The sequence below is a fragment of the Herminiimonas arsenitoxidans genome (genome assembly GCF_900130075.1).
GTDB classification, from domain to species: domain Bacteria; phylum Pseudomonadota; class Gammaproteobacteria; order Burkholderiales; family Burkholderiaceae_D; genus Oxalicibacterium; species Oxalicibacterium arsenitoxidans.
The window spans coordinates 758,307-785,057 of sequence record NZ_LT671418.1; the positions used below are offsets into that span (position 1 = coordinate 758,307).

Consider the following 26,751-nt stretch of genomic DNA (forward strand, 5'->3'; position numbering starts at 1 on the left):
TGAACTCGCGCCTTAGAAACGCCAACGCGCCATCAAGCTACCTGTCTGAGAGGTGTAACCACCACCTGATTCCAACGTGTAGTTAGTCGACAGCGTCAAATTTTCATTGCGCAGCAATATCAGACCCAAAGACAACACGCCGGTATTGGCGACAGGCTTGGCTCCTGCGGTCACGAAGGTCGTCGCACCAGATGTATCTGCCGCGAAATTGGCGACCGATTGCATGCGCGTATCGCTGTATTCATGACGCCACAGCAATTGCGCTGTCGGTTTCAACAAGCCGTACGAGGTCTTGTAATTGCGTTCCAACTTGACACCCAGATCGCTTTTTACTGAGTGCGTATCGGAGCTACCTACCTGCAAAGCGGCACCGTTGCCACCGGTTTCGGTATAACCGTTTTGCTTCAGAGTGCTATAGGTCAAGCCAGCCAATGGCGTCAGCACCAGGCCAGGCAATACATGATCAAAGTTGAGTGGATAACCGGCTTGTGCTGCGGCGATGTAGTGCATGCCGTTGTAACTGCTATTGGCAATGCCATTGAAACCGCCAAAGTTCACTACACGATGTGCATTCACATCGCTGCGCATCGCGCCGACCGACATGTTGACGTACCACGGCTCGCCGGTATAACCGGCATACGCCGTCACACCATACGAATTGACGCGCGAGTAACTACCAGCGTTGTCGCCGTCGCTGGATACCGATGTGCTTGCATAGTTGAACAAGCCACCAGCACGCCATTGATTGTTCAGCTCTGTATCTGCACCAAGCAGCAAACCGCTGTAACTGGCGTGATAGCCGGAAACACCATCACGCGCATCAGCCGATGCACGACCACCAAAGGCTTGTCCCCAGAAAGCGTTATTGCTCATGCCGTCACCACCAGACAAGCCGCTGCCACCTTGTTGCGGTGCAGACGAACCACTGTCCAGACGATTGAATGCGATGGTGTTGACTTGTTGCGACACTGCCGTAGATGCACCGGCGACACCCGCTTTGCCGGAAGTTGGACTCAGTTGCGAACCGGCACGATTACCTTCTTCTGTTGAGCCGACAGCAGCAACTGCATTGAACAGATTCATCAAACCGGCATCGGTACCGGTGTAATTAAAGAGACCGTTGAGCGTCGATTGCGCATTGCTGTTGGTCGCCTGATTGACTGTCCCGCCATCCAGTGTCAACACCAGATCCAGATTGCTACCATCCACAACGCTACTGCCGCTCACTGTGCCATTGAAGCCGGTCGCTCCATAGCGCAAGGTACTTTCGTTGTAGTTGGTGCCAGCACTATCTGCCTGCACGACCAGATAGCGTTGACCATTGGCAAAACCGTAGCTGGTAACTTTTTTCAGCATCACGCTGGAACCGGCATCGATGATGGCATTGCCGGAGACAATCAGACGACCGTAACCGAGGTCACTGCTGACGCCATTTGTTACGGCTCCGCCTGCCACACCTATGTTCAGTGTTGCAGCAGCATCCTGACGATAATCGCCTGTGATGTGGATTTGATTATTGACCTGCAGTACGCCGCCTATATTGGCGACGATATTGCCGTCGACATCGATGTTGTCATTGAGAAGTTGATTGCCGGATCCGAATACGACATTCCCGTTCTGATTGTTGATCTGACCGATATCTGCCACACCTTTTCCACCGCTGGAGCCAGTCAGCAAGCCGAAGGTCGAACCGCTGCCACCGTTGATGTAAAGATCTTGTGTAGAGAAATTACTGATGGTGCCGGCTATGGTGCCGCTATTGGTGAGGATGCCCAGCGTGCTGCTGCTATCGAGATAAATTGCATCGACCGGCGATGTGATCAAACCACTATTGTTCAGCGTTCCTATATTGCCTTCGTTATATAAAGCATAGGCAGTTGTACTCGTGCTGGAGCCGGCGATCGTGCCTTTGTTGTCCAGGCTAATGATGGAACCGTTGGAATTATTGGAAATGCCATTTTGTATGACGCCGCCGATTTTATTATTCAGGGCAGAGATCAAACTACTGTTGCTGATGGCAGCTTGATTGTCGCCAATGATGGTACCGCTATTGTTCAATACCCCTATCGCCCCCCCGGACGTATTCATGATGCCGTTTGCAACGCCGTGAATCAGACCATTGTTTGTCAGTGTCGTGATCGTGCCTATATTGCCTATCCCTACCGCACCTTCCAAGGTGCCACTGCCGTTGTTGTTGATTGTAGTGATGGTGCCAGCATTGACAATGGCAGCGATATCGCTGCTGATCGTGCCGCTGTTGTTGAGCGTACCGATACTGCTGTTGAAGGCGTTACTGATACCTGCTACGTTACCGCTACTACTCGTACCCCTGATCGTGCCACTATTAGTTAAGGTCCCTATCATTCCTGTGTATGTGGTTGCAGTGGTGCCGCTTCCTATCGTACCGCCATTGCTGATTCCTGTAGCACCGTGGATATCGCCACTATTGCTCACTGTTCCAATCAGACCGGCATTAAAGATGCCATCCGCCCATGTGCTAGCAATGACGCCGCCTACCGTATTGTTCAGGGTCGTGATTTCGCTACCAGTGTTGTTGTAGATGGCAGCGCTGAACTCGCTACTGATGGTGCCACTATTGGTCAGGGTACTGATGGTGCCGTCATAGTTAGCAATGCCGGAACCTCCCGCGCCAGCGATAGTGCCGCTATTGGTCAAATTGCCGATGTGTCCGCTGCGACTGACCATGCTTGTGCCAGAGCCGACAATGCCTCCATTTATCAAGCCAATCAGACCGCTGATGGTGCCTTGATTATTCAAGGTATTGATCGTGCCAATATTAAAGACACTGTCTATCGTGCCGCTGGCTTTGTTTTCCAATACGGTAGTCGTGCCACCATTAGTCAGTGCCATTCCATAAGACGCGGAACTATTAATCACACCGCTGTTTTCCAGCTTGCTGATAGTGCCGTCGTTTATGAAATCAGTGATCGTGCCATTGTTTGCATTTTCCAGACTACTGATAATACCGCTTGATTGATTGTGGAAGCTTCCGATGACGCCTTGATTATTCAAGGTATTGATCGTCCCGATATTCAAGACACTATCTATCGTGCCACTGGCATTGTTTTCCAGTACGGTAATCGTGCCGCCATTAGTCAGTGCCATTCCAGAAGGCGTAGAACTATTGATCACACCGCTGTTTTCCAGCTTGCTGATAGTGCCGTCGTTTATGAAATCAGTGATCGTGCCATTGTTTGTATTTTCCAGGCTACTGATAGCGCCGCCTGACTCATTGAGGAAGCTTCCGATGTTGCCGTCATTGAGTATGCCGCCAGCAATACCATTGATAATGCCGTCATTGCTGAATACATTAATCGTAGCGCTAAAATTGGCAATGCCATAGTAAGTACCGCCCAGAATATTGCCATTGTTATGCAAGCGATTTATGTCGTTGGTGGTGGTGATGCCGCCATCTGCTCCATTGATCGTTCCATTATTCGTCAATATTCCCAGCACACCGCCGCCGTCACCAAACACGGCGGTATCGCCTGCATCAGAGAATAATGAAACTCCAGCATTGACAGTAAAGTCGCCATCACTCCAATGCTGTGTCGCGTTTGTATTGGTAGAAATAACAGTCTGTCCCAGCGTCACAGTCGGTGCCATTGCTGTCAGTGCTGTGGCTATCGCCAAACTGAGTGCTGTCCGTTGCGGTTGATTCATTTTCATTTTCTTATCCCTGATTTTGTGAGTAGTGCGCGTCGTCTCTCTCAATGCCGACGTCAAATAGTTTTTATATTTTTCTTAAAATCCGATGCTGGCTTGTACCCACAATGTCGGCGTATGCACAGCCGATTGCGGTATGGAAATCGGATCTTCATTACTGGTGCGCCAGGCGAGAGACGCCTTGATCTGGACATTGGAGAACAACGCATTCAAACCGATACCTGCGCCAGCCAATGCGCGCGTGTTCGGTGCTGCGGGTCCAAAAGGTGTGTGATTTATTTTTACTGAGCCGGTGTCGTAGAACAATGTGCCTTGCAAGGCCGCGTTGAAGTTATGACGAAGTTCAACAGTAGCCAACACGCCTTCATCACCTATGCCTTCACCTTGTGGATAAGCACGCACACCGGTGGCACCGCCCAATGCGAATTTTTCGGAAGAATCCAGGTTCTTGCTTGCCTCCTGGCCATACACCGTGACATACAAGGTGTTGCTATCGTTCAGTCGTTGTAGTCGTGCAAGGTTGTAAGACACGCGCGCATAACTGCCATTAGTTTTGGCCGATGCCTTATCGATGATCAGTGCGGATGGTGACTTGATATCCAATTGACCGAATACTGCTGACAAACTCATGCTGTTGATGCCGCCACCAGCGAAAGCATCTTGTCGCGTGCCGTAGAGTCCAGCCGTCATCAACTTCGCACTCTTGTCGGTTGTTGTCAGCGTCGCATCGACGCTATCGCTCAGTTTCTTTTGTTCCCAACTCAAGGTGCCGTTCAGATTCGCGAGTTGACTACGGATGAATGGGTAAGCTGCAAAGACGCTGGTGCTGCTGGCTGTGCCATGTGCATTCAATGATTTGAATTCCTTGCCGAGCTCATAGCGCGTTTCAAAATACGCTGCGCCTATACGCAAGCCGTCGCTGCCAACCGGCAACTGATAAGCGACACGTCCGTAGTTCAGCCCATCACCGCTAGTCAATACATTGGCCGTCAATACGTCACCGATCTTGAGCGGGCTGTTGACGTTGAGCGTGCCGCTCAGACGATACTCACCGACATAACGATTGCCGTAGTTATCGAAATCCACGCTACCGTTATATGCCGCGCCCTGTTCTAACTGCACGACCAGATCCGATGTGCCGACACTGGCACCCGGCTGCAAGGTTGCGCGTGCATTGCTGACGCCAGGCGTGTCGTTCAACAACAGCAAACCTCTATCGATACGATCAGAACGTATCGTTTCGCCATCGGGCACCTGATTCAGATACGCCGCCGCACGTTCATCCGAAAGTCGCGATTGGTTTTTCAGTTGATGCGCAGAGATGCGCCCTTCAACGATGGCTATCGTGACGGTGCCATTTTTGATTTCCTGTGCAGGTAAATAGGCACGTGCAACGGGATAACCCTGTTCGCGGTAATACGCCGTGATACGCGCTGTGGCAGCGTTCAAATCTTTCAAGGTGCGCGAACTACCTTCCAGATCAGCCACCAGCGACTGCAGCGTTGCGGTCGGAATCACTGTGTTGCCACTGATCAGAATCGTCTTGACGTCAAAGCTTGTTTCATCCCCGACTGCTGCACTCAATGCACGTTCTTCCACCTCGACAGAAGGACCTGCCTTGGGAGCGGTCAGTTCTGGCTGTTGCTGCAATTCACGGAGGATCTGCCCGGCATTAGGTGGTGTTTGCGCAGAACTGGTGACGCTATGCAGCAGCGTTAATGTCAGTGCACACAAGAGCGGTGATTTATTGCAACGAGCAGAGAACGTCATAAGGTCGGGCTAACTGAAAAATGAAATAAATGAGAAAGAAAAATTTCCTGGCAATCTGTGTTTACTAACAGCCCGCGCCGCTCGGCATTTGCATGCCGCAGCCAGTGAAGTTCAGACGTGGCGTAATTTGCGACGCATCAGCGGCTTGCTTGCCCTTTTCCTGCGCAGCCATCAGAGCAAGCTGCATCTCCTTGCTCTTGTCGGATTTATCGAGACCGCTGCTGACAGCATTGATCGCAGAGTTATAAGCAGATTCCAATGTGGAGCCACCTAACGCCGCGCTACTTTGACTGACAGGATTGATGACGAGCGCACCATTAACGAAAGTCATCGTGTAATTGCTACTACTCAATCCATTTGCCGTGATCGTGTAATTGCCGATGCCAGTCGCACCCTGCGCCGTGCCGCCGTAATTAAGGGAACCGAACAGATCGGCTATCGTTTCGCCATTGACGAAGCCAGCAATCGTGCTGCCGTTACCACCGCCATAAGCAATACCGTCATAGAACTTGTTGGCGGAATTGGCCGTAACGATCAGCGATGCCGGTGTGATATTTGCTGAGGTACTAGCAACATTGGAGATCAGGTTGTAGTTACCCGCATCGGTGCCACTCAGAATGATGTTGTTGACGTCGACAGTCTTGTTGTTGCCAACGTTCTTGTCGTTGAAGCTCGCATTACCAGTAAAGTTCAATACATCACCGGTAATACGATCATCGTTGTACGTGACCGATGCATTCGTCAGACCGTTATAAATCTTGTCGATGCCGTTAGCTGTGACGTTCAGATCTGCTTTATTGATCGTGCTGCTGGTGTTATCGACATAGCTGATGTTGTAGTTGCCAGTCATGTCAGCGCCACCAGCATCTTCAATGGTTACTCCACTGGCGCGTACGGTTTTGCCAGAGCCGGCATTCTTGTCGAGGAACGTCTGACTTCCGTTAGCACTCACCGAGTCACCCACGCCGGCCAGCGTATCCGCTATGCCGCTACCGCTTGCATTCAGCGTACCGTCATAGGTTTTGACTACCTGTTGCGCGGTGACGATCAGGTCAGCTTTATTGATCGTGCTGCTGGTGTTATCGACATAGCTGATGTTGTAGTTGCCAGTCATGTCAGCGCCACCAACATCTTCGATGGTTACTCCGTTGGCACGTACCGCCTTGTTGTCACCAGCGTTCTTGTCGAGGAAAGTCTGGCTGCCCGTCGAGGCGACCGTGTCGCCCAGGCCAGCCAGCGTGCCGGCAATGCCGTTGCCGGCGGCATTCAATGTGCCGTCATAGGTTTTGCTCGTCTGCTGTGCGGTAACAGTCAGGTCGGCCTTGCTGATTGTGCTAGCGACATCATCGACATACGTGATGTTGTAGTTGGCGCTGACGTTGGTACCGCCCGCGTCCTTGATCGTGACTGCTGCGGCGCTAACGGTTTTGTTGTCGCCAGCATTCTTGTCGAGATAGGATTGACTGCCACCCGTCAGAATAGATTCGCCAGCTGCAGCGCCTGCTAATGCACCAACGACGGCATTGCCTGCGCTCGTCGTGCCGTCATAGACCTTAGTAGTTTGCTGCGCAGTGACCGTCAAATCTGCTTTGCTGATCGTCAGGCTGGCATCTGCATAGCTGATGTCGTAACCCTGCTGGCCGGAATACAGTCCTGACTGTGTCAGTGTGCTGTTTGCCGTGCTGTAGCTACCGACGTTCTTCGAGTCGCTGGTATAGATCAGGCCGCCATCCAGCACCGCTCCGTTGACATCGGTGGTGTAGCCGCTTGAGGTGTTGGTCGAGCCGTCGTAGGTCTTGCCGCTTGCATCGCCAGTGACCGTGACCGCTGTGAGGAAGGAACGTAACAACGGTCCGCTCTGTCCTTCATAGATGCGCCAGATCGTGCCAGTGCCGCCAGTTGCGTCTATATCCCAACCTGCGTTGGCAAAGGTCGCTTTCTGACTCGCAAGCGTATTATTAATAGCGCTGATTCCGTTGGCACCGCTGCTTCCGCCACCGAAGTCGCCGACGGCTATCCCGTTACCAGATGTTTGAGAGTTCCACAGTGCGTTGTAAATACTCCAACCGTTATAACCGGCCACCCCACCAAGAATTCCAGCAAGACCACGCACTTTGCCAGTGGCATATACATAGCTGATCGTGCCTGCACTGTTATAACCAACGATCCCACCTGCGTAACCGTTCTGCTGCGCCGTGACGTCGCCTGTTGCATAGGCATTGGTAACAGAACCATAATCGCTGATACTACCTATCAGGCCACCCGCATTACCGCTTTGCCCGCCGATTACATCGCCCGTCGCATAGGCGTTGCTGACAACACCCAGACTGTGGTGATCACCGATCAAGCCGCCGGCATTACCGCTTGCCTGCCCCGTCACGTCGCCGATTGCGTAAACACGTTCTATCGTACCCAGCGTGTTGTAGCCGATCAAACCGCCCGCATTGTAGCCAGTCACTACACCAGTCGCATAAGCGTCGCGGATATTGCCGCTGTTTGTTCCTACAAGACCGCCAGCGTTGGTATCGCCGGTAACGACACCCTTCGCATAAACGGAATTAAGATCACCAAAGACGTTCTCCCCGATCAAGCCGCCTGCAACACGACCGGTAACGTTGCCGATCGCATTGGCATTACTGATGGTTGCCCCGTTGTTGTAACCGATCAAACCACCGGCATTACCATCTTGTGGTCCGCTCACGTTGCCGCTTGCATAGACATCATTGATCGTACCGGAGTTATAGCCGACCAAACCACCTGCATGACCGTCCGACACACCGCTGCTGTTACTGACGGTACTGCCGTTTACATCGCCAGTGGCATAGGAGCCGGAGATATTTCCCCCGGCTTCGCCGACCAGTCCGCCGACTATGTAACCTTTAACATCACCGGTAGCATAGGACGTATTGATAGATGAAAAACTTTTGCCAACCAATCCGCCCGTGTAATACCCCGTCACTGCGCCTTCGGCATGGGAACCAGTGATACTTGCAGAGCTCTGACCCACAAGGCCGCCCGCAAAGCCTTCACGCTGACCAGTCACCACACCGGTGGCGTAGGAGTTGCTGATATTTCCATCGCTCTGGCCCACCAGCCCGCCGGTATAACCGGTCTGATCCAACATCGTGTCATTACCGATTACTGTACCGGTCGCATGGGAGCCAGTAATCGTGCTGGAACTGTAGCCAACGAGGCCACCTGCGTAATATCCTGTCACGGTACCAGTACCGCTCGTATAAGAATCGGTGATTTGTCCAGAACTGCTCCCGACCAAACCGCCAGCGTAGTAACCGGTCACATTACCGGTTGCATACGAGCCCGTGATGCGTCGACTATTCTTGCCAATCAAGCCACCGGCATAGTCGTGAATATCATCGCCACCAGTGACGTTACCTTTGGCGTATGAATCTGTAATGAGACCTGAGTTATTACCGATCAAACCACCGGCATACTGCGATGCCTGTCCATTCACATCACCTGTTGCGTACGATCTTGTGATATCGCCGCCATTCAAACCGATCAGGCCGCCAACATAACCACCGAATACAACATCCTGCAACCCGGTTACGTTTCCACTTGCATGCGAGTCTGTGATGTTGGCATTGTTGCTGCCTACCAGACCGCCGGCGTAAGCACCCGCAACCCTACCCGTTGCATAGGCATTGCTGATGTCGCCCCAGTTCTCTCCGACCAGACCACCTGCGTAATAACCGTTTGCCTTTCCTGCTGCGTGGACATTGGTGAGCGTGCCTTCGTTGTAGCCAATCAGACCACCGGCTGAACCCACGTCAAAATCGGCATTGACGTCGCCGCTTGCGTAAGCGTTCTCGATCGTGCTGCCGCTGCTGTTGTAGCCGACCAGACCGCCGACATTTTGGCCGTTAAGAGTATCGGTACCCATGACATTGCCCGTTGCATAGGCATTGCTGATGTTGCCCCTGTTTTCACCGACCAGACCGCCTGCATTGCCGCTATCGCCCCGCACATTGCCCGAAGCGGACACAGTGTCGAGGACGCCACCGTTGTTGTAGCCGATCAACCCGCCGACGTCGTAGTTGCCGAGGACGGTAGCGCCCGCATGGACATTGTCTACCGTGCCGCCATTCAGACTGCCGGCCAGGCCGCCGACATAGTCGTGACCGGAGATACTGCCACCGACCAGACTGACGTCGCGAATCGCGCTGCCAATGACGGAACGAAACAAACCGACATAATCCATTGTCGGCATATTGATCGTCAGATTGCTGATGACGTGATTCTGCCCATCGAAGGAACCAGTGAACTCCCAGCCGTAAAGGTTACCGACAGGAGCGAAGCCTTGCGTACTCCACATGCCGCTCGCATTGCTGCCGTTGGTTGCACTCGCATCGATATCATTCGCCAGCGTGTAATTGGCCGTTACATTCAGTCCCATCAACTGCAACTGATGCGCGTTTTTTATCGAAGTCGAATACTCGCTATACAAAAATGGGCGTGTTGATCCTTCAAACATGACCCATGTCTGGCCACTGCTGTCAGTTGCTACCCACGCACCGCCGAATACCTGATTCCACGTGCCAAGATTGGCATAGCTGGAGCGACTGTAGGCACTGCTGCCCGAGATCATGGTGGCATTGACCGAAGAACCACTGGCAATACCACCCGCGGCGCTGGATTGAGCAGTTGTTACGCCATCCCAGTAACTGTTGACGACTGCGCCGCTGCGAGCGTTATAACCAATCAGTCCTCCAGAAAGCGTATCGCCTGTCACCTTGCCTGTCGCATAGGCATGGTCGATGACCCCTTCGTTATAACCAACCAATCCGCCGTTATACATAAAGCCTGTGACTTTTCCGGTTGAATATGCATTGGAAATACTGCTTCCAGCAGCGTTATTTCCGACCAGACCACCGACAGTGCCGTTGGAAGTGGCCGTCACATTACCTGTTGCATACACATTGCTCACCGCGCCACGGTTGCTGCCTACCAGGCCACCAACATACAGCGTCCCGGTAACGGCACCGGTGGCATAGGAATTTTTAATATTGCCCTCATTGGATCCTGCCAATCCACCTACATCGATCGAAGTATTTCCATTCGGAAGATCGCTGCCCTTCACCGCACCGGTGGCATAGGAGTTACTGATACTCACACCATTATTGAGAGAACCAACCAGTCCACCCACGCTTGAATGCCCGCTCACGAGGAGTGTCGAATACGTATTGGAGATCGTACTGTTCAACACCACGCCAACCAGCGCACCAACGGAATCCTTTCCTTTAACGCTCCCGTCGACGAGGCCTACATTACGAATGGTTGCGCCCACGGCGGAGCCAAACAAGCCGACGCTACTTTGGGTCGATTGGTTGATGGTCAGGTTACGAATGACATGCCCCAGACCGTCAAAAACACCGCCGAAAGTTCCAATCGGGTTGAAACCACCAATCCAGTCTCTGGCAATGAATGCATCAATATCGCTGCCAAGAACATAATTGCCCGTCAGATTGCCGTTGATGCCTTGCAGGTCGGTGCCGGTCCCGCTGCCAGCATTCCCTAGATCCGTGATGACCTGGTATTGGACCGTATTGCCGTCGCTACCGAGTTTTGTGCTGAAGTTGTTGCCCGCCTTCAGGTTGATCGGTGCATTGACGTTGTAGTTGGCGGTATTGCCCGCATTGACTGCGCCTTGTCCATACGCCAGCGCCAGCTTGCCGTTGGCGCTCTGCGCGGTAATGCTTTGATTGATATTGATGTTGCGTTCGGCGTTGAGCGTCAGTGTCGTTGCTGCATTCCACGTCACGGCATCGTTGACGTTGATGTCGCCGTTGCCACCCGCCGTACCCATCGTCGCAGTTTGAATTTCAAAGTCAGTGTTGTTCAACGTAGCAGACACATCGGCGCCGGTCATGTCGCCACCGCTAGCCGCAATCGTGAAGTCGTTGGGATCGATCAGCCATTTGCCGGTCTTGCCATTGGCGGCCTTCGTCGTGACCTTGGTACCTGTCGCAACCTTGACGTGAGCTGCTGATGTTTCGACAAAGCCGCCGTCGCCACCGGTCGGTGCAGACGCATCCAACGTGCCGCCGACGTTAACCGTGCCGACTTCCATATCGCCCATCAGCATGATGCGACCGTTGCGATTCTCTACCGTCTTCGCTTCGATGATGCCGGTGTTGTTCACAACGGCAGTCGTCAGATTATTCAGCGCCTTGGCCGACATCAAGACTTGTCCGCCATTCGCCTGTATCAGTTGCTTGTTCTCGGCCAGCGCATTCAATGCGCCATGATCTATGCTGTAGCCGAGCAGGCTACCGTTGTTGATATTGAGCGTGACCTTGTTACCGGCGGCCAGCAATGCAGTACCCAGACGTGCATTGATATTGCCTTCATTGCGTACCGTACCGGCGATCAGCGCGACATAGCCGCCATCTGCGGCATTGATCGTTCCTTTATTGATCACACTGCCATTGGCATTGCCGTCCAGCGCAAAGACCATGCGTCCTGCTGCCAGATCCGCATTGCTCATGCTCAGCGTAGACGCAACAAGACCACCGACATTCACCTGCGCACCGGCACCGAACAAGACGCCATTCGGATTCAGGATGAAGACTTGTCCATTTGCCGTCAGGCTGCCGAGCAAAGTACTGGGGCTGGAGCCGGTGATGCGGTTCAGTGCAATCGCAGCAGAGTTGGGTTGATTGAAGATCAGCGCTTCATTCGCAGCCGTCGATAAACCGACCCAGTCAATCGCGATGTTCTGCGTATGCTGATTGATGGTGGTGGTATTGCCGACCGTATTGACGTTACCGTTACCGAGAGTAACTGTCGCATCGGCCGCGCTGGCAGCATAGGCAAATGGTGTGAACAATGCTCCACCTGACAATACCAGTGCACTGACACTTAACTTGCGCGCGCCGATTGCCTTACCGTGTGCTTTCGCATTTTCTGCAACGGCAATCCAGGCATTGGCTAACTGGCTCCAGACTAGTCGGTAGATATGGTTCATTTTGCTATTCCCTGTCAACGGCCGGAGCATGCTTCGGCAACAAAATCCAAAGCGTTACGCCGCCCTTCCTCGCCAAGCCACGTGCGCTTTTATGGTATTTTTAAGTGCCATGACTATATGTAGAGCGGCTGTTCTTGTATGTAGAACAAATGTGCTACACGGAACGTTTACAGTCCGGCGTACAATGGCTGACCCATGAATTCCCCTACCACTACTCAGGAATCACTCCCCATCCACGTCGTCATCGTCGAGGACGACCCAAGCTTTCGTGAAGCATTAAGCAAAGTTGTGCTGTCGGCACCGGATATGCAACTGGTTGGTATGGCAGGTACCCGAGCAGAAGGATTGGCTTTGTTGCAAGGTCCGCCTGCGGATGTATTACTGGTCGATTTAGGTTTGCCGGATGGTTCGGGGATAGATGTGATTCAGGCCGCTGTAGTGCAGTGGCCGAGTTGCAGCATCATGGTCAGCACCAATTTTGGCGATGAGACGCACGTGATGCGTTCGATTGAATCTGGTGCTGCGGGCTATCTGCTAAAAGATAGCTCACAAGCCAAAATGATCGACGAGATTCGCAGCATCGCCAATGGCGGCAGCCCGATCAGTCCTATCATTGCGCGTCAGATTCTGGCGCGTTTTCGGCCCAATGCTGCAAGCAGCACAAGTAGCCCGCCACAGGCTGAGGACCTTGCGACCTTGCTGTCTGCACGCGAAAAAGAAGTCCTGGATTTCATCAGCAAAGGTTTTACGGCACAAGAAATTGCCAAGCTGATGCAGCTATCTCATTTCACAGTCCGTACGTTCGTGCGACGTATTTACAGCAAGCTCAAAGTCACCTCTAAAGCAGAAGCACTCTATGAGGCCAGGACACAGGGCTTGTTGTCGGATTAGCAGAGCCTACCGTCATGCCGTACCCATCATTGCCTCTGCTATTAGCGATAGGACAGTCTGAACAATGAACCGACGCTCGGCATTGCTCTCAGCACTTTTGCTGATATTTTCAGTGGTCTTGCTTGCGCTGGTCGGTGCATTTTCGATGGGTGGTTATGGCAAATCAGATGCCGATCTAAAGCTGCAACAAGCACAATGGCAAGTCACCGATGCTACCGGTTTCAGCCCGCTCACTCCTTCCAGTATCGATAGCCAGACTCTGCCGTCAAACTGGCAAATGGTTACCTTGCCTTTTGCGCCACCAATCGCCCTGTTGAAGCAAGCCAATGGCGCCCGTGCATCAGTCGGCAGCCGAACGACTTGGTTCAGATTGCAGCTTCCGAATATCGCGACCAATAAACAAACATTGGCCCTATATGCCAGCCGCGTGCGAACCGACGGCACCATTGCCGTGTATGTAAATGGTCATCTAGTACATAGAGCACAGCAGAACGGCCCCTTGTGGAATAGCAGCCGCACACCGCTGTGGGTGGAACTGAATCGATCTGACGACAACGTACCTCTACACGAAATTTTGATCCGACTAGAACATACGGCGCATACCCAAGTCGCCCTATCGTCGCTGTGGGTCGGTCCGACCGAATCTCTCTATGCGCGTTACCACTTGCGCTTATGGTTGCAACAGGAATTGCCGGCGATGCTCAGTACTGCATTCATGGCCGTTGGCATATTCGCGCTATTTGTCTGGATGCGGCGACGTCATGAAATCGGCTATCTGCTGTTCTTCAACCTCGCTGCTACAGGCTTTCTGCGCGGCCTGCATTTTTATACGGACCTGCCGATCGCCAACGACTGGTTCGCCTGGTTGACGGTCAACGCCCTGTTCTGGCTGGTTACTGCAGTGCATTTCTTCCTGCGCCAGTTGCATGGTCGTCCGCTCATCTGGCTGACGCGTGCGCTGGTCACTACAACCATACTGATAGGCGTACTCACGCTGCCGGTGCTAGCCGTCTTGCCTAATACGCCCAAGGTCACGCCATTGATCTATCTGGTCGCAGCGGTGATGGGAGCTACCGCTGGCCTGGTAGGCGGCATCAACGCCTGGCGTGTTTCAACTGAAGGACGGTTGGTGGCGGTTGGCATTCTCGTTTGCACCTTGTTCGGTGTGGATGACTGGCTGTTGCAAAACAATTTCATCAGTCCGGAAGGTTGGTATCTGGGTGCTTATACCAATGCGGTCTGCTTCAGCGTGTTCGGCATATTGATGTATCGACGCTATATCAATGCGATTGGTGAAGTAGAACAGGCCAATGCGAATCTGGCACAACGCCTGCAAGCCCGAGAAGCCGAACTGGAGCTGAGTCATCAGCGCTTGCGTGAAGCAGAATTCCGACGGACGATCAGCGACGAGCGCCAACGTCTGATGCAGGACATGCACGACGGTTTAGGTTCATCGCTGATCAGTGCAATTCGATCAGTTGAACAAGGTGATGTCAGCGATTTGAATATCTCGCAAATTCTCAAGGACTGTCTGGATGATTTGAAGCTGACCATAGACTCAATGGAGCCGGTCGAAGCTGACTTGCTGCTATTGCTGGCGACGTTACGCTTCCGCCTGGAGCCTCGGCTGGAAAATACCGGCATTACGTTGCAGTGGGAAGTACAAGAATTACCAACATTGACATGGCTTGATCCTACCAGCGCGCTACACATTCTTCGTATCGTGCAAGAAAGTATCGCCAACATCTTGCGTCATACCAGCGCGAATGAAATTCGGGTTGGCACTGCAATAGATGCCAACGGCGTAACGGTCAGCATAGAAGACAACGGCCAAGGCTTTGATATTGAAAAAGCGCTCCGCAGCGCCGCAGGACGTGGTTTGCATAATCAGCGACGACGCGCGAGTGCAGTTGACGGTACGGTTGCCTGGCAATCTGGCGCGAGCGGAACACGATTTGTTCTATGGCTACCGCTGGAACGTACTGCATAAACCCGAGATGCGGTCCAAGCAATTGATTTATCCTGACGCCATGAAGCACGCCTCCGAATCTGAAGAAACGCCCCTCCAACGCTACGAATGGATAGATGATGGCCGTCTGATCGGCTTCATCGACTATTACGTATTCGATCAGGTATGCATGGTCATGCACACGGAAGTAGTACCGGCGCTTGCCGGTCAGGGATTTGGCTCGCTGCTGGCGAATCAGGCTATGGAATATGTGCGCAGTCAGGGCAAACGCATCGTGCCTGTGTGCGGCTTTCTCGTGCATTACTTACGCAAGCATCCACAACACCACGAGTTGGTGACAATAGAAAGCCGACGCATTTTCGGCATCGGCTTGTAGGAAAACTGCGCATCCAACTCGCTATCAGTGGATGCGCATCAAAACAATCATGCCAGCGCTGGATAATCCGTATAGCCTTGCGCACCACCACCGTAGAAAGTTTCTGCGTTCGGTGGATTCAAATCCGCATTCTTTTGCAAGCGCGCCGGCAAATCGGGATTGGCTATAAAGACGCGACCGAATGCTGCCGCGTCAGCTTCACCTGCCTGCAGTGCCTTCTCAGCGGATTCTTTCGACAAGCCATCGTTGACGATATACACACCGTGGAACAGTTTTTTCAACTGCGGACCAAGACGATCATCACCAAGCACCTCGCGTACGCAGACGAATGCGATACCACGACGATCCAGCTCCTTCATCACATAGCCAAAAGTGGCGAGTGGATTACTGTCACTGATTGAATGCGATGCGCCACGTGGCGACAAGTGCAAGCCGACGCGATCTTTACCCCAGACGTCAACACATGCGTCTACAACTTCCAATAACAGGCGTGCACGATTCTCAATCGAACCACCATACACATCCGTACGCTTGTTCGTGCTGTCTTGCAAAAACTGATCGAGCAAGTAGCCGTTCGCACCGTGCACTTCGACACCATCAAAGCCGGCAAGTTTTGCATTCTCGGCACCCTTGCGATAGGCAGCAACTACACCAGGAATTTCTGTCAGATCCAGCGCACGCGGCACGACATATTCCTTTTTGGGACGTACCAGACTGACATGTCCTTCTGCAGCGATTGCACTTGGCGCAACCGGTAATTCACCATTCAGATAAACCGGATCAGAGATACGGCCTACATGCCAGAGTTGCAGATAAATGCGTCCACCTGCCTTGTGCACGGCGTCGGTTACCAGCTTCCAACCTTCTACCTGCCCTTCCGACCAGATGCCTGGCGAATCTGGATAGCCGACACCTTGCGGCGTGACCGAGGTGGCTTCACTAAGAATCATGCCGGCCGACGCACGCTGTGCGTAGTAATCGGCCATCAGTGCATTTGGTACACGGCCTGCGCTGGAACGCAGACGCGTCAAAGGCGCCATGATCACGCGGTTAGGAAGAGTGATGTCGCCAACTTTAATCGGGGTAAATAAATGATTCGTCATGATGTTCTTTCCAGAAAAATTGTTTAAATCAAGCGACGGCAGCGGCACATGCCGGCACTTCGTCGCGAGCAAGGCGCAGTGATACGCGCATTGCCAAAACTGCCGTCAGCGCGAGTGCTCCTGCTGCCAACGGTACTGCTTGCAATCCAAGACCGGCGCTGATGACAGAGCCGCCGACCCATGCACCAAGTGCATTACCTAAATTAAATGCGCCGATATTCAATGTCGCTGCCAGGTTAGGTGCAGCCTTGCCGAATATCATGACGTTGACCTGCAAGCCTGGAACCGCAGCGAAGGAGACCATCGCCCACAGGAAGAGATTGATTTCCACCGGAATCAAACTTGGGCTGGTCCAGCGCACGATGGAACTGACCACTGCCAACACGATGAAAATTCCCGTCAACGCAGTACCCAAGCTCCAGTCAGCCAAACGACCGCCGATGTAATTACCGACCGTCAAACCAAGGCCGATCAAAAACAAGGTCCAGGTAATGCCTTGTGGCGACAGATGTGTCACGTCTTCCAGCAAAGGAGCAACGTAAGTAAACAAGGCGAAGGTCGCGGCAGAGAACAGCATCGTAGTTGACAGCGCTGCCCACAAACCGGCATTACGCAACTGACCAATTTCTGCACGCAGATCTGTTTTTTCTTCATCGTGCCCGCTCGGCATCACACGCCACAAACCAATCAGCGACAACACGCCAAGAACAGCGACGACCCAGAATGGCATCTGCCAACCGGCGACTTGACCAAGTGCGGTACCCAGCGGCACACCAAGCACGTTCGCCAAGGTCAAACCGGTGAACATCAATGCAACTGCTGATGCTTTTTTATTCTCTGGCACCAGACTCGCAGCAACCACAGAACCGATACCAAAAAATGCGCCATGGCATAAGGCCGTGATGATGCGCGCCACCATCAGGAAGTTGTAATCAGTCGCCACTGCACACAAGACGTTGCCGACGATGAAAATTCCCATCAATAACAACAAGGCACGCTTGCGCGGCAAGGAAGCCGTTGCTACCGCCATGATCGGCGCACCTATGGCAACGCCCAGCGCATAACCGCTGATCAGCCAGCCAGCGCTCGGAATTGATACCGACAAACTGCGCGCCACATCAGGCAGCAAGCCCATGATCACGAATTCGGTGGTGCCTATGGCAAAAGCGCTTAGCGCCAATATAAGTAAAGCTAAAGGCATACAGTCTTTCTTTGAATAAGGGTTTTACAGATCGCCGTGTATCGAATCGAGAAAGGCTTGAATCGTGGCTTCGTTACGTTTGAAGAAAACCCATTGACCGATGCGTCTAGGCACGATGAGTTCCGCCGCTTGCAAAGTCGCCAAGTGAGCGGAAATAGTTGACTGCGACAAACCACTACGCTTGTCGATCATGCCGCAGCACACGCCGAAATCCAGCGGATGTTCCTGCTCGGCAAAATACTCTCCAGGCGACTTCAGCCAGTTCAGAATCTGCCTGCGTACCGGATTGGCCAGCGCCTTGTGGATCGCGTCTATGTCCATGGGGTTATCCTTTTTGTTAGCTTTTCGTCAAAAGACGAAATAAATATCGTCTTTCTTGAAATTTAATATCGTCATTATACGATATATAAAAAATGTGTGCAGGACACGTCATTTCTTGGTGTTTACAGAGGGGAAATTGAAGAGATACGCCAGTTGGCACTGGGCCATTCGAAATACAAAATTGCAGTTAATCGCCTAATTTAAATGTCAACTAAGCATTTATATCAATAACAATTGTCGACGCTCATCGCTGAACCGATGACATTCCTCTTTTAACCACAGAGAAAACACTGCTGTACGACGATCATCTGCGCGCTGGATCAACAACATATAGTGCGCCGGGGACGGTACCAAACGATCGAACACCTTCACCAGCCGGCCACTTTTGATTTCGTCGAGTACCAGCGCAGTACGCGCCATGGCGACGCCTTGGTGATTGAGTGCCGCACCTATGACCAAACTCGCCAGATTGAACTGTATTCCACCCAACTCAGCTAACCAATCAGGACGTTCCGCCTCCATCCATGTACGCCATTCAATGAACTCGGGCGCCCCACTCCATGGCGTTGCATCATGCAGCAGAGTCACGCCTTGCAGCGACTGCCCGGCGGCAAATGCCGGATGTTCCGAGAGAAATTTTGGTGTTGCTACCGGCATCAGATATTCATCAAGTATCCGCTCTGCTTGCAGATTGCCGTATTGCCCGGGATCGAAGCGTATCGCTACGTCGATATCATCGGCCTGCATCGCATGCAGATCCAGAGTCTGGAATTCTGCTTTCAGCCGCACTGCAATTGCCGGGTGCAGATGCTGAAAATCGCTTAGACGCGGCATCAACCATTGCAGTGCAAAAGACGGCAAACAGTTGACTTGCAAGGGAGCCTCCGCTGGCTCCAAACGTCTGAGCGTTTGTTCTATATCAAGAAAAATCCGGCTCGCACATTCAAACAGCGCCTGTCCCTTATCGGTAAGAATCAGACTGCGATGCCGGCGCACAAATAGCGGATAACCGAGATTTTCCTCAAGATGTCGGATCTGCTGGCTGACGGCACTCTGGGTAAGATTAAGCGCTTGTGCGGCCTTGGTGAAATTAAGCAGACGCGCTGCCACTTCAAAGCAGCGCAGGTTCGCAAGTATCGATGGATGAAGTTGCATTCGAATTAGTATAGCTAATGCTATAAGTAGGAAATATCATTTTTCAGAATAGGCTTATAGCCTTAGGATCATCACCTAACCCTATAAATCATTGCTCGTACAATTGCCTTCCATGAATTCTATACTGAAAAGTTTTCCATCCAATCTATTAGCACAGCTACAGTCACGCACACCCTTGCTGTGGCTTAATCCTGGCTTGGGCAGTTCGCTTCCCAAGGATGCTCCCGGCATTGCCGATGTGGCCGAAGCCGAAGCACGACTCGCGCGCTGTGCCGGGCTAATGGCAACACTTTTCCCGGAATTGAAGGCTAGCGCTGGCCGGATCGAATCTGAATTAATCGCCACGCCGCAATTACAGCAAACGATGAGCAGCGATCCAGAATGCGCTGGCAGCTGGTTCATCAAAGCCGACCATGCGCTACCTATCGCCGGCTCCATCAAGGCACGCGGTGGATTCCACGAAATATTGGCTTTGGCAGAATCGATTGCCATCGATCATGGCCTCCTTCTTCCTGATGGCGATCGTCTGCAACTTGCATCCGAAGCGGCACGCACTTTATTTGCTCGCTATACCGTCACGGTTGGTAGCACGGGCAATCTGGGACTGAGCATAGGCGTGATGGCAGCAGCATTGGGTTTCAAAGCTGTCGTCCACATGTCCACCGATGCCAAAGCGTGGAAAAAAGATCGTCTGCGCCTGCGTGGCGTCGAGGTTGTCGAACACGATGGCGATTACGCAGCAGCGGTAGCCGCTGGACGAGCGCAATCGCAGGCCGATCCGTATGGTTACTTTGTCGATGACGAGCATTCGTTGATGCTGTTTCTTGGTTATGCCGCTGCTGCGCGACATTTCGCTGTGCAACTGAAGGCAGCAGGACGCACTGTCGATGCGACTCACCCGCTCTTCGTCTACATACCTTGTGGTGTTGGTGGCGCGCCCGGTGGCATTACTTTCGGACTCAAAGCATTGTTCGGCGAGCATGTGCATTGCTTCTTCGCAGAGCCAGTCGCATCACCTTGCATGCTGGTGCAATTGGCATCTCAACAAAACACGCCGCTTTCGGTTTATGACATAGGCTTGGACAACATTACGGAAGCTGATGGCTTGGCTGTCGGTCAGGCATCACCTCTTGTTAGTCCTTTAATGGCTGTGCAGTTATCTGGCGTCTTCACAGTAAGTGACCGGCAGTTGTACACGCAACTGCTACAAGTACTGCGCACAGAAGATATCGCGCTTGAGCCTTCGGCTGCAGCTGGTGTGTGTGGACCTGACTGGCTCACGAACAGTGACCCTGGTCGCACCTACTTGCGTCACCATGACTTGGAACATCATCTGAACGATGCAACTCATGTCATCTGGACGACCGGCGGTTCGCTGGTTCCTCCGGAAGAACACCGTCGTTTTCTATCCATAGCTGCACAGTACGGATAACAAAACATCTATCTTCTTAAAGATACTGCTCGCGCCTTTAGTCCGTGGCCTTTAGTCCGTGTTGAGCGTTCGGATCAAGTGAACGCTCAACACCTGAAAAAGAACAACGCAGCTATCAACTTCCCCTCCTGCTCTCGCTAAAAATTCGGGCGCGCCTTCGTCCTTATCCTCATTTCCAAGCAAAGCAATTGCGTTTAAAGCATTTTCCCGACAGCTTCTTGTCATGAACTTGTCATGCTCCAGTGCAACAATTCCGTCCAGCAACTGAAAGTCCGCATCGCCTGTCGAGGTCGCCATTACCCGAGCGTGCTACCTGAGGCTCTTGCTCTTTACATCTAATGGGAATTCCTGCCATGACTATTCGCCTACGCATCACCCTCCTCGTCATCTTCACCTTCATTGCCATTTCGCTGATTGGTGGCTATGCCGTATTCCAGTCGCGCGGTAGCGCGGTGGAAGTAAGGACGGTGACCGAAGGCGTCGTACCCAGCACACTCGCGTCGTCCGATCTGGTTGCGCAACTTAAAGAAGTGCAGTTATCGGCTATGGCCATCGTGTCGGAGCCGGATGAACAAATCGCGATACAAAACAACGAAAAATTAACCGGCAAGAAAGCCATACTGGAAAAAGCACTCGATCTGCAATTGGCGCAAGTCGATAGTCCAACGCAACGCGGCCTGGTCGAACAGGCGAAGGAAAGTCTGGTCAATTACTTCGATGCCATCGACAGCACGATGAAGCTCAAGCTGGCTGGCAAGGATGAAATCGCTAAAGCTTCCCTGTTCGGTAATGTGGTGCAGTTCCAGCAAGAACTGGAACAAATCATCGACACACTCAGAATCGAAAAAAATCGCAGTAAAGACGTCGCGATTGCCGCATTGAATGAAAATCTGGCGACCACCACTACTGCAATTACTGTCGTCACCATCTTCGCCGTCATCTTCCTTACTATCATCGGCTTCCTGCTGTATCGCCAGATCACCGGCCCTATCAGCCGCATGCAAAAAATGATGAGCGAAATCGCAGCGAGTCAGGACTTTACACGCCGCGTGCCTATCGCGCGCATGGATGAAGTTGGCCATTCGATCAAAGCCTTTAACGGCATGCTGGAAAAAATTCAGGAAGCATCTGCACTGGTGCGTCAAAAAACCGCAGACATCCAGACCATGCTGCAAAACATCCCGCAAGGTATCTTGACCATCGTCGATGGCAACAAGATCCATCCGGAGTATTCGGCTTATCTGGAAACTGTCTTCGAAACCAAAGACATCGTCGGCCGAGACATCATGGACTTCGTCTTCGCCGATACCAATCTTGGCGCAGACACCTTGGCGCAGATGGAAGCAATCGGCGGTGCTTGCATAGGTGAAGACTTGATGAACTTCGAGTTCAACCAGCATTTGATGGTGGGCGAAATCGAAAAACGCATGACCGATGGCCGTGTCAAAATTCTCGATCTGAGCTGGTCACCTATCGTTGATGAAAACGACATGATCGTCCGTCTGATGCTGTGCGTACGCGATGTGACTGAACTGCGCCAACTCGCAGCAGAAGCCAACGAACAAAAACGTGAACTCGAAATCATTGGTGAAATCCTCGCCGTCAGCCAGGATAAATTCCACGAATTCATCACCAGTTCGATCAAGTTTATCGATGAAAACGAACACGTGATCCGCCACAACAACGAAGCCAGCGCCTTTGCCGTCGCCAAGCTGTTCCGCAATATGCACACCATCAAGGGCAATGGCCGCACATACGGCTTGTTGCATCTGGCCGATATCGTGCATGAAGCCGAACAGCATTACGAAGAATTGCGCGATCCGAATAGCGGCCGTGCGTGGGATCAAGCGCTGCTGCTGGATGAGCTGGCCGGCGTCCGCGCTGCAGTCGAGCGTTATGCACGCATCAATGAAGTCAGCCTGAGCCGTCAAGGTCCGGGCCGCGGTGGCAAGGTCGATAGCCATTTGATGATAGACAAGAAGCATATTCAAGAAAGCCTGCACAGACTGGAAACCGTCAATACCGCCAACCTGCATGAACTGGTCGCAGTACGCAATGCTGTGCGTCGTACTCTGCGCCTGCTTGGCACCGAGCGCATCGATGAAACGCTGGCAGGCGTCATCGAATCGATGCCGGCTCTGGCACAAGAACTGGGCAAAAAAGCACCGACAATCAGCATCAAGGATGGCGGCTACGTCATCCATAACCAGATTAGCGGTTTGCTCAAAAATGTCTTCATGCACCTGATCCGCAACGCGATGGATCACGGCCTGGAAACACCGGAAGTACGCGTTGCGCAAGGCAAGCCGGAAGCCGGCAAGATCAGCCTGCACATGCGCCAGGTAGATCAAATGCTGCAAATTTCATTGCGCGACGACGGTCGTGGCTTGGCGTTGAATCGCATACGCAAGATAGCCGCTGAAAAAGGCCTCAGCGATGTACCGGAACAATTAGACGATCTGGCTGCAGCGCGCTTGATCCTGCAAGCTGGCTTCTCCACTGCTGAAAAAATCACCGATGTTTCCGGCCGAGGTGTTGGCATGGATGCGGTGCTGGCTTTTGTCAGTCGCGAGAATGGCAACATCGATATCCGCTTTGACGACAATGCCGTGGGTGCGGATTTCCGCCAGTTCAGCATCATCGTTTCACTGCCGGCAGCGTTTGCCGTTAAAGCCGATGCAGCCGACGACGATCTGTTGCAGGAACTGTTGCAGACGCCATTGTCGGAACACGGCAGCGTACCGCCTAATTCCGGTGATACCGATAGTCAGGTTGCCTGAGCGTGCCAGCACTCGATAAAGACACATCGCATTTGAACAACTGAACAGAGAATCGATTTTCATCATGCTCAACTCCATTATTTTTTTCGCACTCGGTCTGCTGTGTTGCGGCATCGTCCAGCAATGGCGCATCAAAAAACTGAGACAGCGTCTGTCCGGCATGGTTGATATTGCACAAGCACAGGCGCTGGAACAGGATTTGCAAAACGTGATGCAGGATATGCAGCAAAAGATGGAGCAGCATCAGGAATTACTGGAGCAGGAAAAACTGTTGAATCAGGATCAGCTCTCGCAATTGCAGGAAGAACATGCGCAATTGATCCAAAGCCTGTCGGACCGCAATGCCGACAGCAATGCAGTCGCCGTAGAAAACTGCGAACGTGCCGCCGATACCATCACGCGTCTGATGGGCTTGATCAAAACCTTCGAACGCTGGCATGACGATATGGGCATGCTGATCAAGCACAACCGCGAAATGCGCGTGAAGAACGATGAGTTCGCACTGATCGTCAATCAAGTCATCATCGTCGCTCTCAACGCTTCCATTGAAGCAGCGCGCGCCGGCGAACACGGTCGCGGCTTTGCCGTGGTCGCTTCCGAAGTACGCTCACTGGCACAGCGTGCAGAGAAATTATCCAAGAGCTACCGCAGCAACCTGCATGAGAACGATTTGATCACCACCACGACATTTCAGGATCTGCAGGCTGGCGGCAAGATGATCATCAGTGCCGTCATCGGTCTGAATCTGGCCAACGACAAAACCAAAGAAGCGCTCACCACATAAAGCATCATGATCAGCACACAAGCACAAGACGGTTTTGACCATTTACTCATACGCTCGCTGAAAGCCAGCCTGCCCGGCTCGATAGAAAACTGCGACATCGGCATCACCAGCGACGTGACAGGAATCGAAGGCCAGGAATCCGTCGTTCTCACCGTTTCTTCCTATTTGTTCCGCTTGATGGTGATGATCCATTTCAAGGCAGATGCCACAACCATGGAATACATGGCACGCATGAATGGCATGCAAGTAGAAGAAATGAATCAACAATCCTTCCACGATGCACTTGCGGAATACGGCAATCTTTGCTGCGGCATTCTGAATCGTGAACTGGGTGCATTCTTCCCGCACATAGGCATGTCCACACCCAACTTCATCGATGGGCAGTGCATGAGCTACATACAAATGCTCAATTGCAGCCACGTTCAGCATTTTGTAGTTGGCGTCGATGGCGCAGCACTCTTCCACGTCAGTCTGTGCGTCAGTGCGTATGCCGATCTGGATTTTGAAGTGACAGAAGATGAAGAAAACGCCAATACCGGCGAGCTTGAATTATTTTAATTAAACGAAAAGAAAAACATGGCACAAATACTGGTAGTCGACGATTCCGCCACAGTCCGCAATGAAGTGGGCGATTTTTTGAAGAAGAACGATCTGGATGTCATCCTCGCCGTGGATGGTCGCGATGGCTTGGCCAAGCTGAAGAGTGATAGCAGCATCAAGCTCGTGATCTCCGACGTGAATATGCCGAATATGGATGGCCTCACGATGGCAGAAAAAATCCGTAGTGAACTCGGTAACTCGAGCGTCAACATCATCATGCTGACTACCGAGAATTCACCATTGATGAAAGAACGCGGCAAGGCTGCCGGCATCAAGGGTTGGATCGTTAAACCGTTCAAAGGTGATGCAGTCTTGGCGACGTTCAAGAAATTGGTCGCCTGATAGCGCCCTGCTTCCAGACACTGCAATCTCTCCTTCAGCCTGCGTCAATACCAGCATTTGACGCAGTGCTTCAAAAAAAGACGCCATTGCTGGCGTCCATGTTCAAGCTCACAACATTATTCCTACAGCACTGTCAGTTATAAATCGGCAGTGCCAGGAATAATTTAATGACGAGCGCATTCGCGATGTCGATAAAGAATGCGCTGACCATAGGCACCACCAGGAAAGCCACGTGCGACGGTCCGAAGCGCCCTGTCACCGCCTGCATGTTGGCAATCGCCGTCGGCGTTGCACCCAAGCCAAAACCACAATGCCCAGCGGCCAGCACTGCCGCATCGTAATTCGAGCCCATCACGCGGAACGTCACAAAGGCGGCATACGCTGCCATTGCCACTGCCTGTACTGTCAGGATCAGCAAGACCGGCAAAGCCAGCGTCGCCAGATCCCACAAACGCAAACTCATCAGCGCCATCGCCAGAAACAGCGACAAGCTGACGTTACCCAACACTTGAATCGCGCGCTCAAAAATCTTATATCCAACCAGCAGCGACAAACCATTACTCAGCAAGACGCCGACAAACAGTACACAAACAAAAGTCGGCAGTTCAAACGCAGTGCCGTTCAATTGATTCGCAATCGTGGTACCAGCAGAAAGACTTACTGCAATCAAGGCAAGTGCTTCTATGAAGGCCTGCGGTGTAATCAGCTGCACTGCTTTCGGTTGTTCAAAGCTCTGCTGCACCTCATCATCGCTTGCTTGTGTGTCTGCAGTTGCTTGCAACTTGAAGCGTTTTACCAAGAAACCTGCCACCGGCCCACCAACCAGCCCGCCCAACACCAGACCGAAGGTAGCGCAAGCGATGGCGATTTCGGTCGCTGCTGCCAGGCCATGTCGTTCCGCAAATACCTTGCCCCAGGCTGCTCCGGTACCGTGACCACCAGAAAGCGAAATGGATGCACCCAGCAAACCGATCAAGGGATCGAGTCCCATGATTTTTGCCATGCTGATGCCGATGATATTTTGCGCGACCAGCAATCCCAGCACCACTGCCAGGAACAAGGCTAGCGTGCGACCGCCGGCTTTCAAGCTGGCGAGATTCGCATTCAGACCAATAGTGGCAAAGAAAGCCAGCATGAGCGGCCCTTGCAAGCCGCCATCGAACTGCACTTGTACGTTTGAGAAGCCACGCAGCGCAAATAGCAGCAAGGCGACCAATAGGCCGCCGACTACCGGCTCGGGAATACTGTAGGTTTTGAGAAAGGAAGAAGACGAGACCAACTTGCGTCCCAATAACAACACCAGCGATGCAGCCACCAGCGTTTCCAGAATGTCGAAACTAATCATTTACTCCCTT

At 52.5% G+C, this 26,751-nt stretch carries 17 protein-coding genes; 8 read left to right on the forward strand and 9 right to left on the reverse strand.

Going from position 1 to position 26,751, the window contains the following annotated elements:
- Window positions 1-12: 12 nt before the first annotated feature.
- The 3 genes from BQ6873_RS18210 to BQ6873_RS03555 all read right to left on the reverse strand — a co-directional run bounded on the left by BQ6873_RS18210 (window position 13) and on the right by BQ6873_RS03555 (window position 12,442).
- Window positions 13-3,690 (reverse strand): autotransporter outer membrane beta-barrel domain-containing protein, encoded by a 3,678-nt coding sequence (locus BQ6873_RS18210; RefSeq protein ID WP_231949244.1) that lies wholly within the window; start codon window positions 3,688-3,690, stop codon window positions 13-15.
- Between the two features lie 75 nt (window positions 3,691-3,765).
- Entirely contained in the window at window positions 3,766-5,457 is a 1,692-nt protein-coding gene (locus BQ6873_RS03550) for a ShlB/FhaC/HecB family hemolysin secretion/activation protein (protein WP_076591419.1), read from the reverse strand.
- Window positions 5,458-5,521: 64 nt separating this feature from the next.
- On the reverse strand, window positions 5,522-12,442 hold the full coding sequence (locus BQ6873_RS03555; protein WP_076591420.1) for a GLUG motif-containing protein: 6,921 nt from the start codon (window positions 12,440-12,442) through the stop codon (window positions 5,522-5,524).
- A gap of 195 nt (window positions 12,443-12,637) precedes the next feature.
- Here BQ6873_RS03555 and BQ6873_RS03560 point away from each other — a divergent pair, with 195 nt between their 5' ends.
- The 3 genes from BQ6873_RS03560 to BQ6873_RS03570 all read left to right on the forward strand — a co-directional run bounded on the left by BQ6873_RS03560 (window position 12,638) and on the right by BQ6873_RS03570 (window position 15,678).
- Entirely contained in the window at window positions 12,638-13,333 is a 696-nt protein-coding gene (locus tag BQ6873_RS03560; protein WP_076591421.1) for a response regulator transcription factor, read from the forward strand.
- Window positions 13,334-13,397: 64 nt separating this feature from the next.
- Window positions 13,398-15,323 (forward strand): sensor histidine kinase, encoded by a 1,926-nt coding sequence (locus BQ6873_RS03565; RefSeq protein ID WP_076591422.1) that lies wholly within the window; start codon window positions 13,398-13,400, stop codon window positions 15,321-15,323.
- 40 nt (window positions 15,324-15,363) lie between these two features.
- Window positions 15,364-15,678, forward strand: a complete 315-nt coding sequence (locus tag BQ6873_RS03570; protein WP_076593921.1) for a GNAT family N-acetyltransferase — start codon at window positions 15,364-15,366, stop codon at window positions 15,676-15,678.
- A 47-nt stretch (window positions 15,679-15,725) separates the two neighbouring features.
- Here BQ6873_RS03570 and BQ6873_RS03575 read toward each other — a convergent pair whose 3' ends face one another.
- From BQ6873_RS03575 to BQ6873_RS03590, 4 genes are all read right to left on the reverse strand, one after another.
- The gene (locus BQ6873_RS03575; protein ID WP_076591423.1) at window positions 15,726-16,781 is read right to left on the reverse strand and encodes an alkene reductase; all 1,056 of its coding nucleotides are present in this window, start codon (window positions 16,779-16,781) and stop codon (window positions 15,726-15,728) included.
- A 28-nt stretch (window positions 16,782-16,809) separates the two neighbouring features.
- Window positions 16,810-17,982, reverse strand: coding sequence for an MFS transporter (locus tag BQ6873_RS03580; protein ID WP_076591424.1), 1,173 nt, complete (start codon window positions 17,980-17,982; stop codon window positions 16,810-16,812).
- 24 nt (window positions 17,983-18,006) lie between these two features.
- Window positions 18,007-18,303: an ArsR/SmtB family transcription factor gene (locus BQ6873_RS03585; protein ID WP_076591425.1), complete on the reverse strand. Its 297-nt coding sequence runs from the start codon at window positions 18,301-18,303 to the stop codon at window positions 18,007-18,009.
- Window positions 18,304-18,522: 219 nt separating this feature from the next.
- Window positions 18,523-19,464 (reverse strand): LysR substrate-binding domain-containing protein, encoded by a 942-nt coding sequence (locus BQ6873_RS03590; RefSeq protein WP_407928076.1) that lies wholly within the window; start codon window positions 19,462-19,464, stop codon window positions 18,523-18,525.
- A 106-nt stretch (window positions 19,465-19,570) separates the two neighbouring features.
- On the opposite strand from BQ6873_RS03590, the gene BQ6873_RS03595 reads away from it, so the two are divergent.
- Entirely contained in the window at window positions 19,571-20,890 is a 1,320-nt protein-coding gene (locus BQ6873_RS03595) for a D-serine ammonia-lyase (RefSeq protein WP_076593922.1), read from the forward strand.
- A gap of 51 nt (window positions 20,891-20,941) precedes the next feature.
- On the opposite strand, the gene BQ6873_RS03600 is transcribed toward BQ6873_RS03595, so the two are convergent.
- Window positions 20,942-21,187, reverse strand: coding sequence for a hypothetical protein (locus BQ6873_RS03600; RefSeq protein ID WP_076591427.1), 246 nt, complete (start codon window positions 21,185-21,187; stop codon window positions 20,942-20,944).
- Between the two features lie 56 nt (window positions 21,188-21,243).
- On the opposite strand from BQ6873_RS03600, the gene BQ6873_RS03605 reads away from it, so the two are divergent.
- The 4 genes from BQ6873_RS03605 to BQ6873_RS03620 all read left to right on the forward strand — a co-directional run bounded on the left by BQ6873_RS03605 (window position 21,244) and on the right by BQ6873_RS03620 (window position 25,396).
- Window positions 21,244-23,670 carry an ATP-binding protein gene (locus BQ6873_RS03605; protein WP_076591428.1) on the forward strand — a complete coding sequence of 809 codons (2,427 nt, stop codon included), beginning with the start codon at window positions 21,244-21,246 and terminating at the stop codon, window positions 23,668-23,670.
- 64 nt (window positions 23,671-23,734) lie between these two features.
- Window positions 23,735-24,454, forward strand: a complete 720-nt coding sequence (locus BQ6873_RS03610; RefSeq protein WP_076591429.1) for a methyl-accepting chemotaxis protein — start codon at window positions 23,735-23,737, stop codon at window positions 24,452-24,454.
- A 6-nt stretch (window positions 24,455-24,460) separates the two neighbouring features.
- Window positions 24,461-25,012: a chemotaxis protein CheX gene (locus tag BQ6873_RS03615; RefSeq protein ID WP_076591430.1), complete on the forward strand. Its 552-nt coding sequence runs from the start codon at window positions 24,461-24,463 to the stop codon at window positions 25,010-25,012.
- 18 nt (window positions 25,013-25,030) lie between these two features.
- Entirely contained in the window at window positions 25,031-25,396 is a 366-nt protein-coding gene (locus BQ6873_RS03620) for a response regulator (RefSeq protein ID WP_076591431.1), read from the forward strand.
- 133 nt (window positions 25,397-25,529) lie between these two features.
- On the opposite strand, the gene gltS is transcribed toward BQ6873_RS03620, so the two are convergent.
- Entirely contained in the window at window positions 25,530-26,741 is a 1,212-nt protein-coding gene (gene gltS / locus BQ6873_RS03625; RefSeq protein WP_076591432.1) for a sodium/glutamate symporter, read from the reverse strand.
- Between the last annotated feature and the right edge of the window lie 10 nt (window positions 26,742-26,751).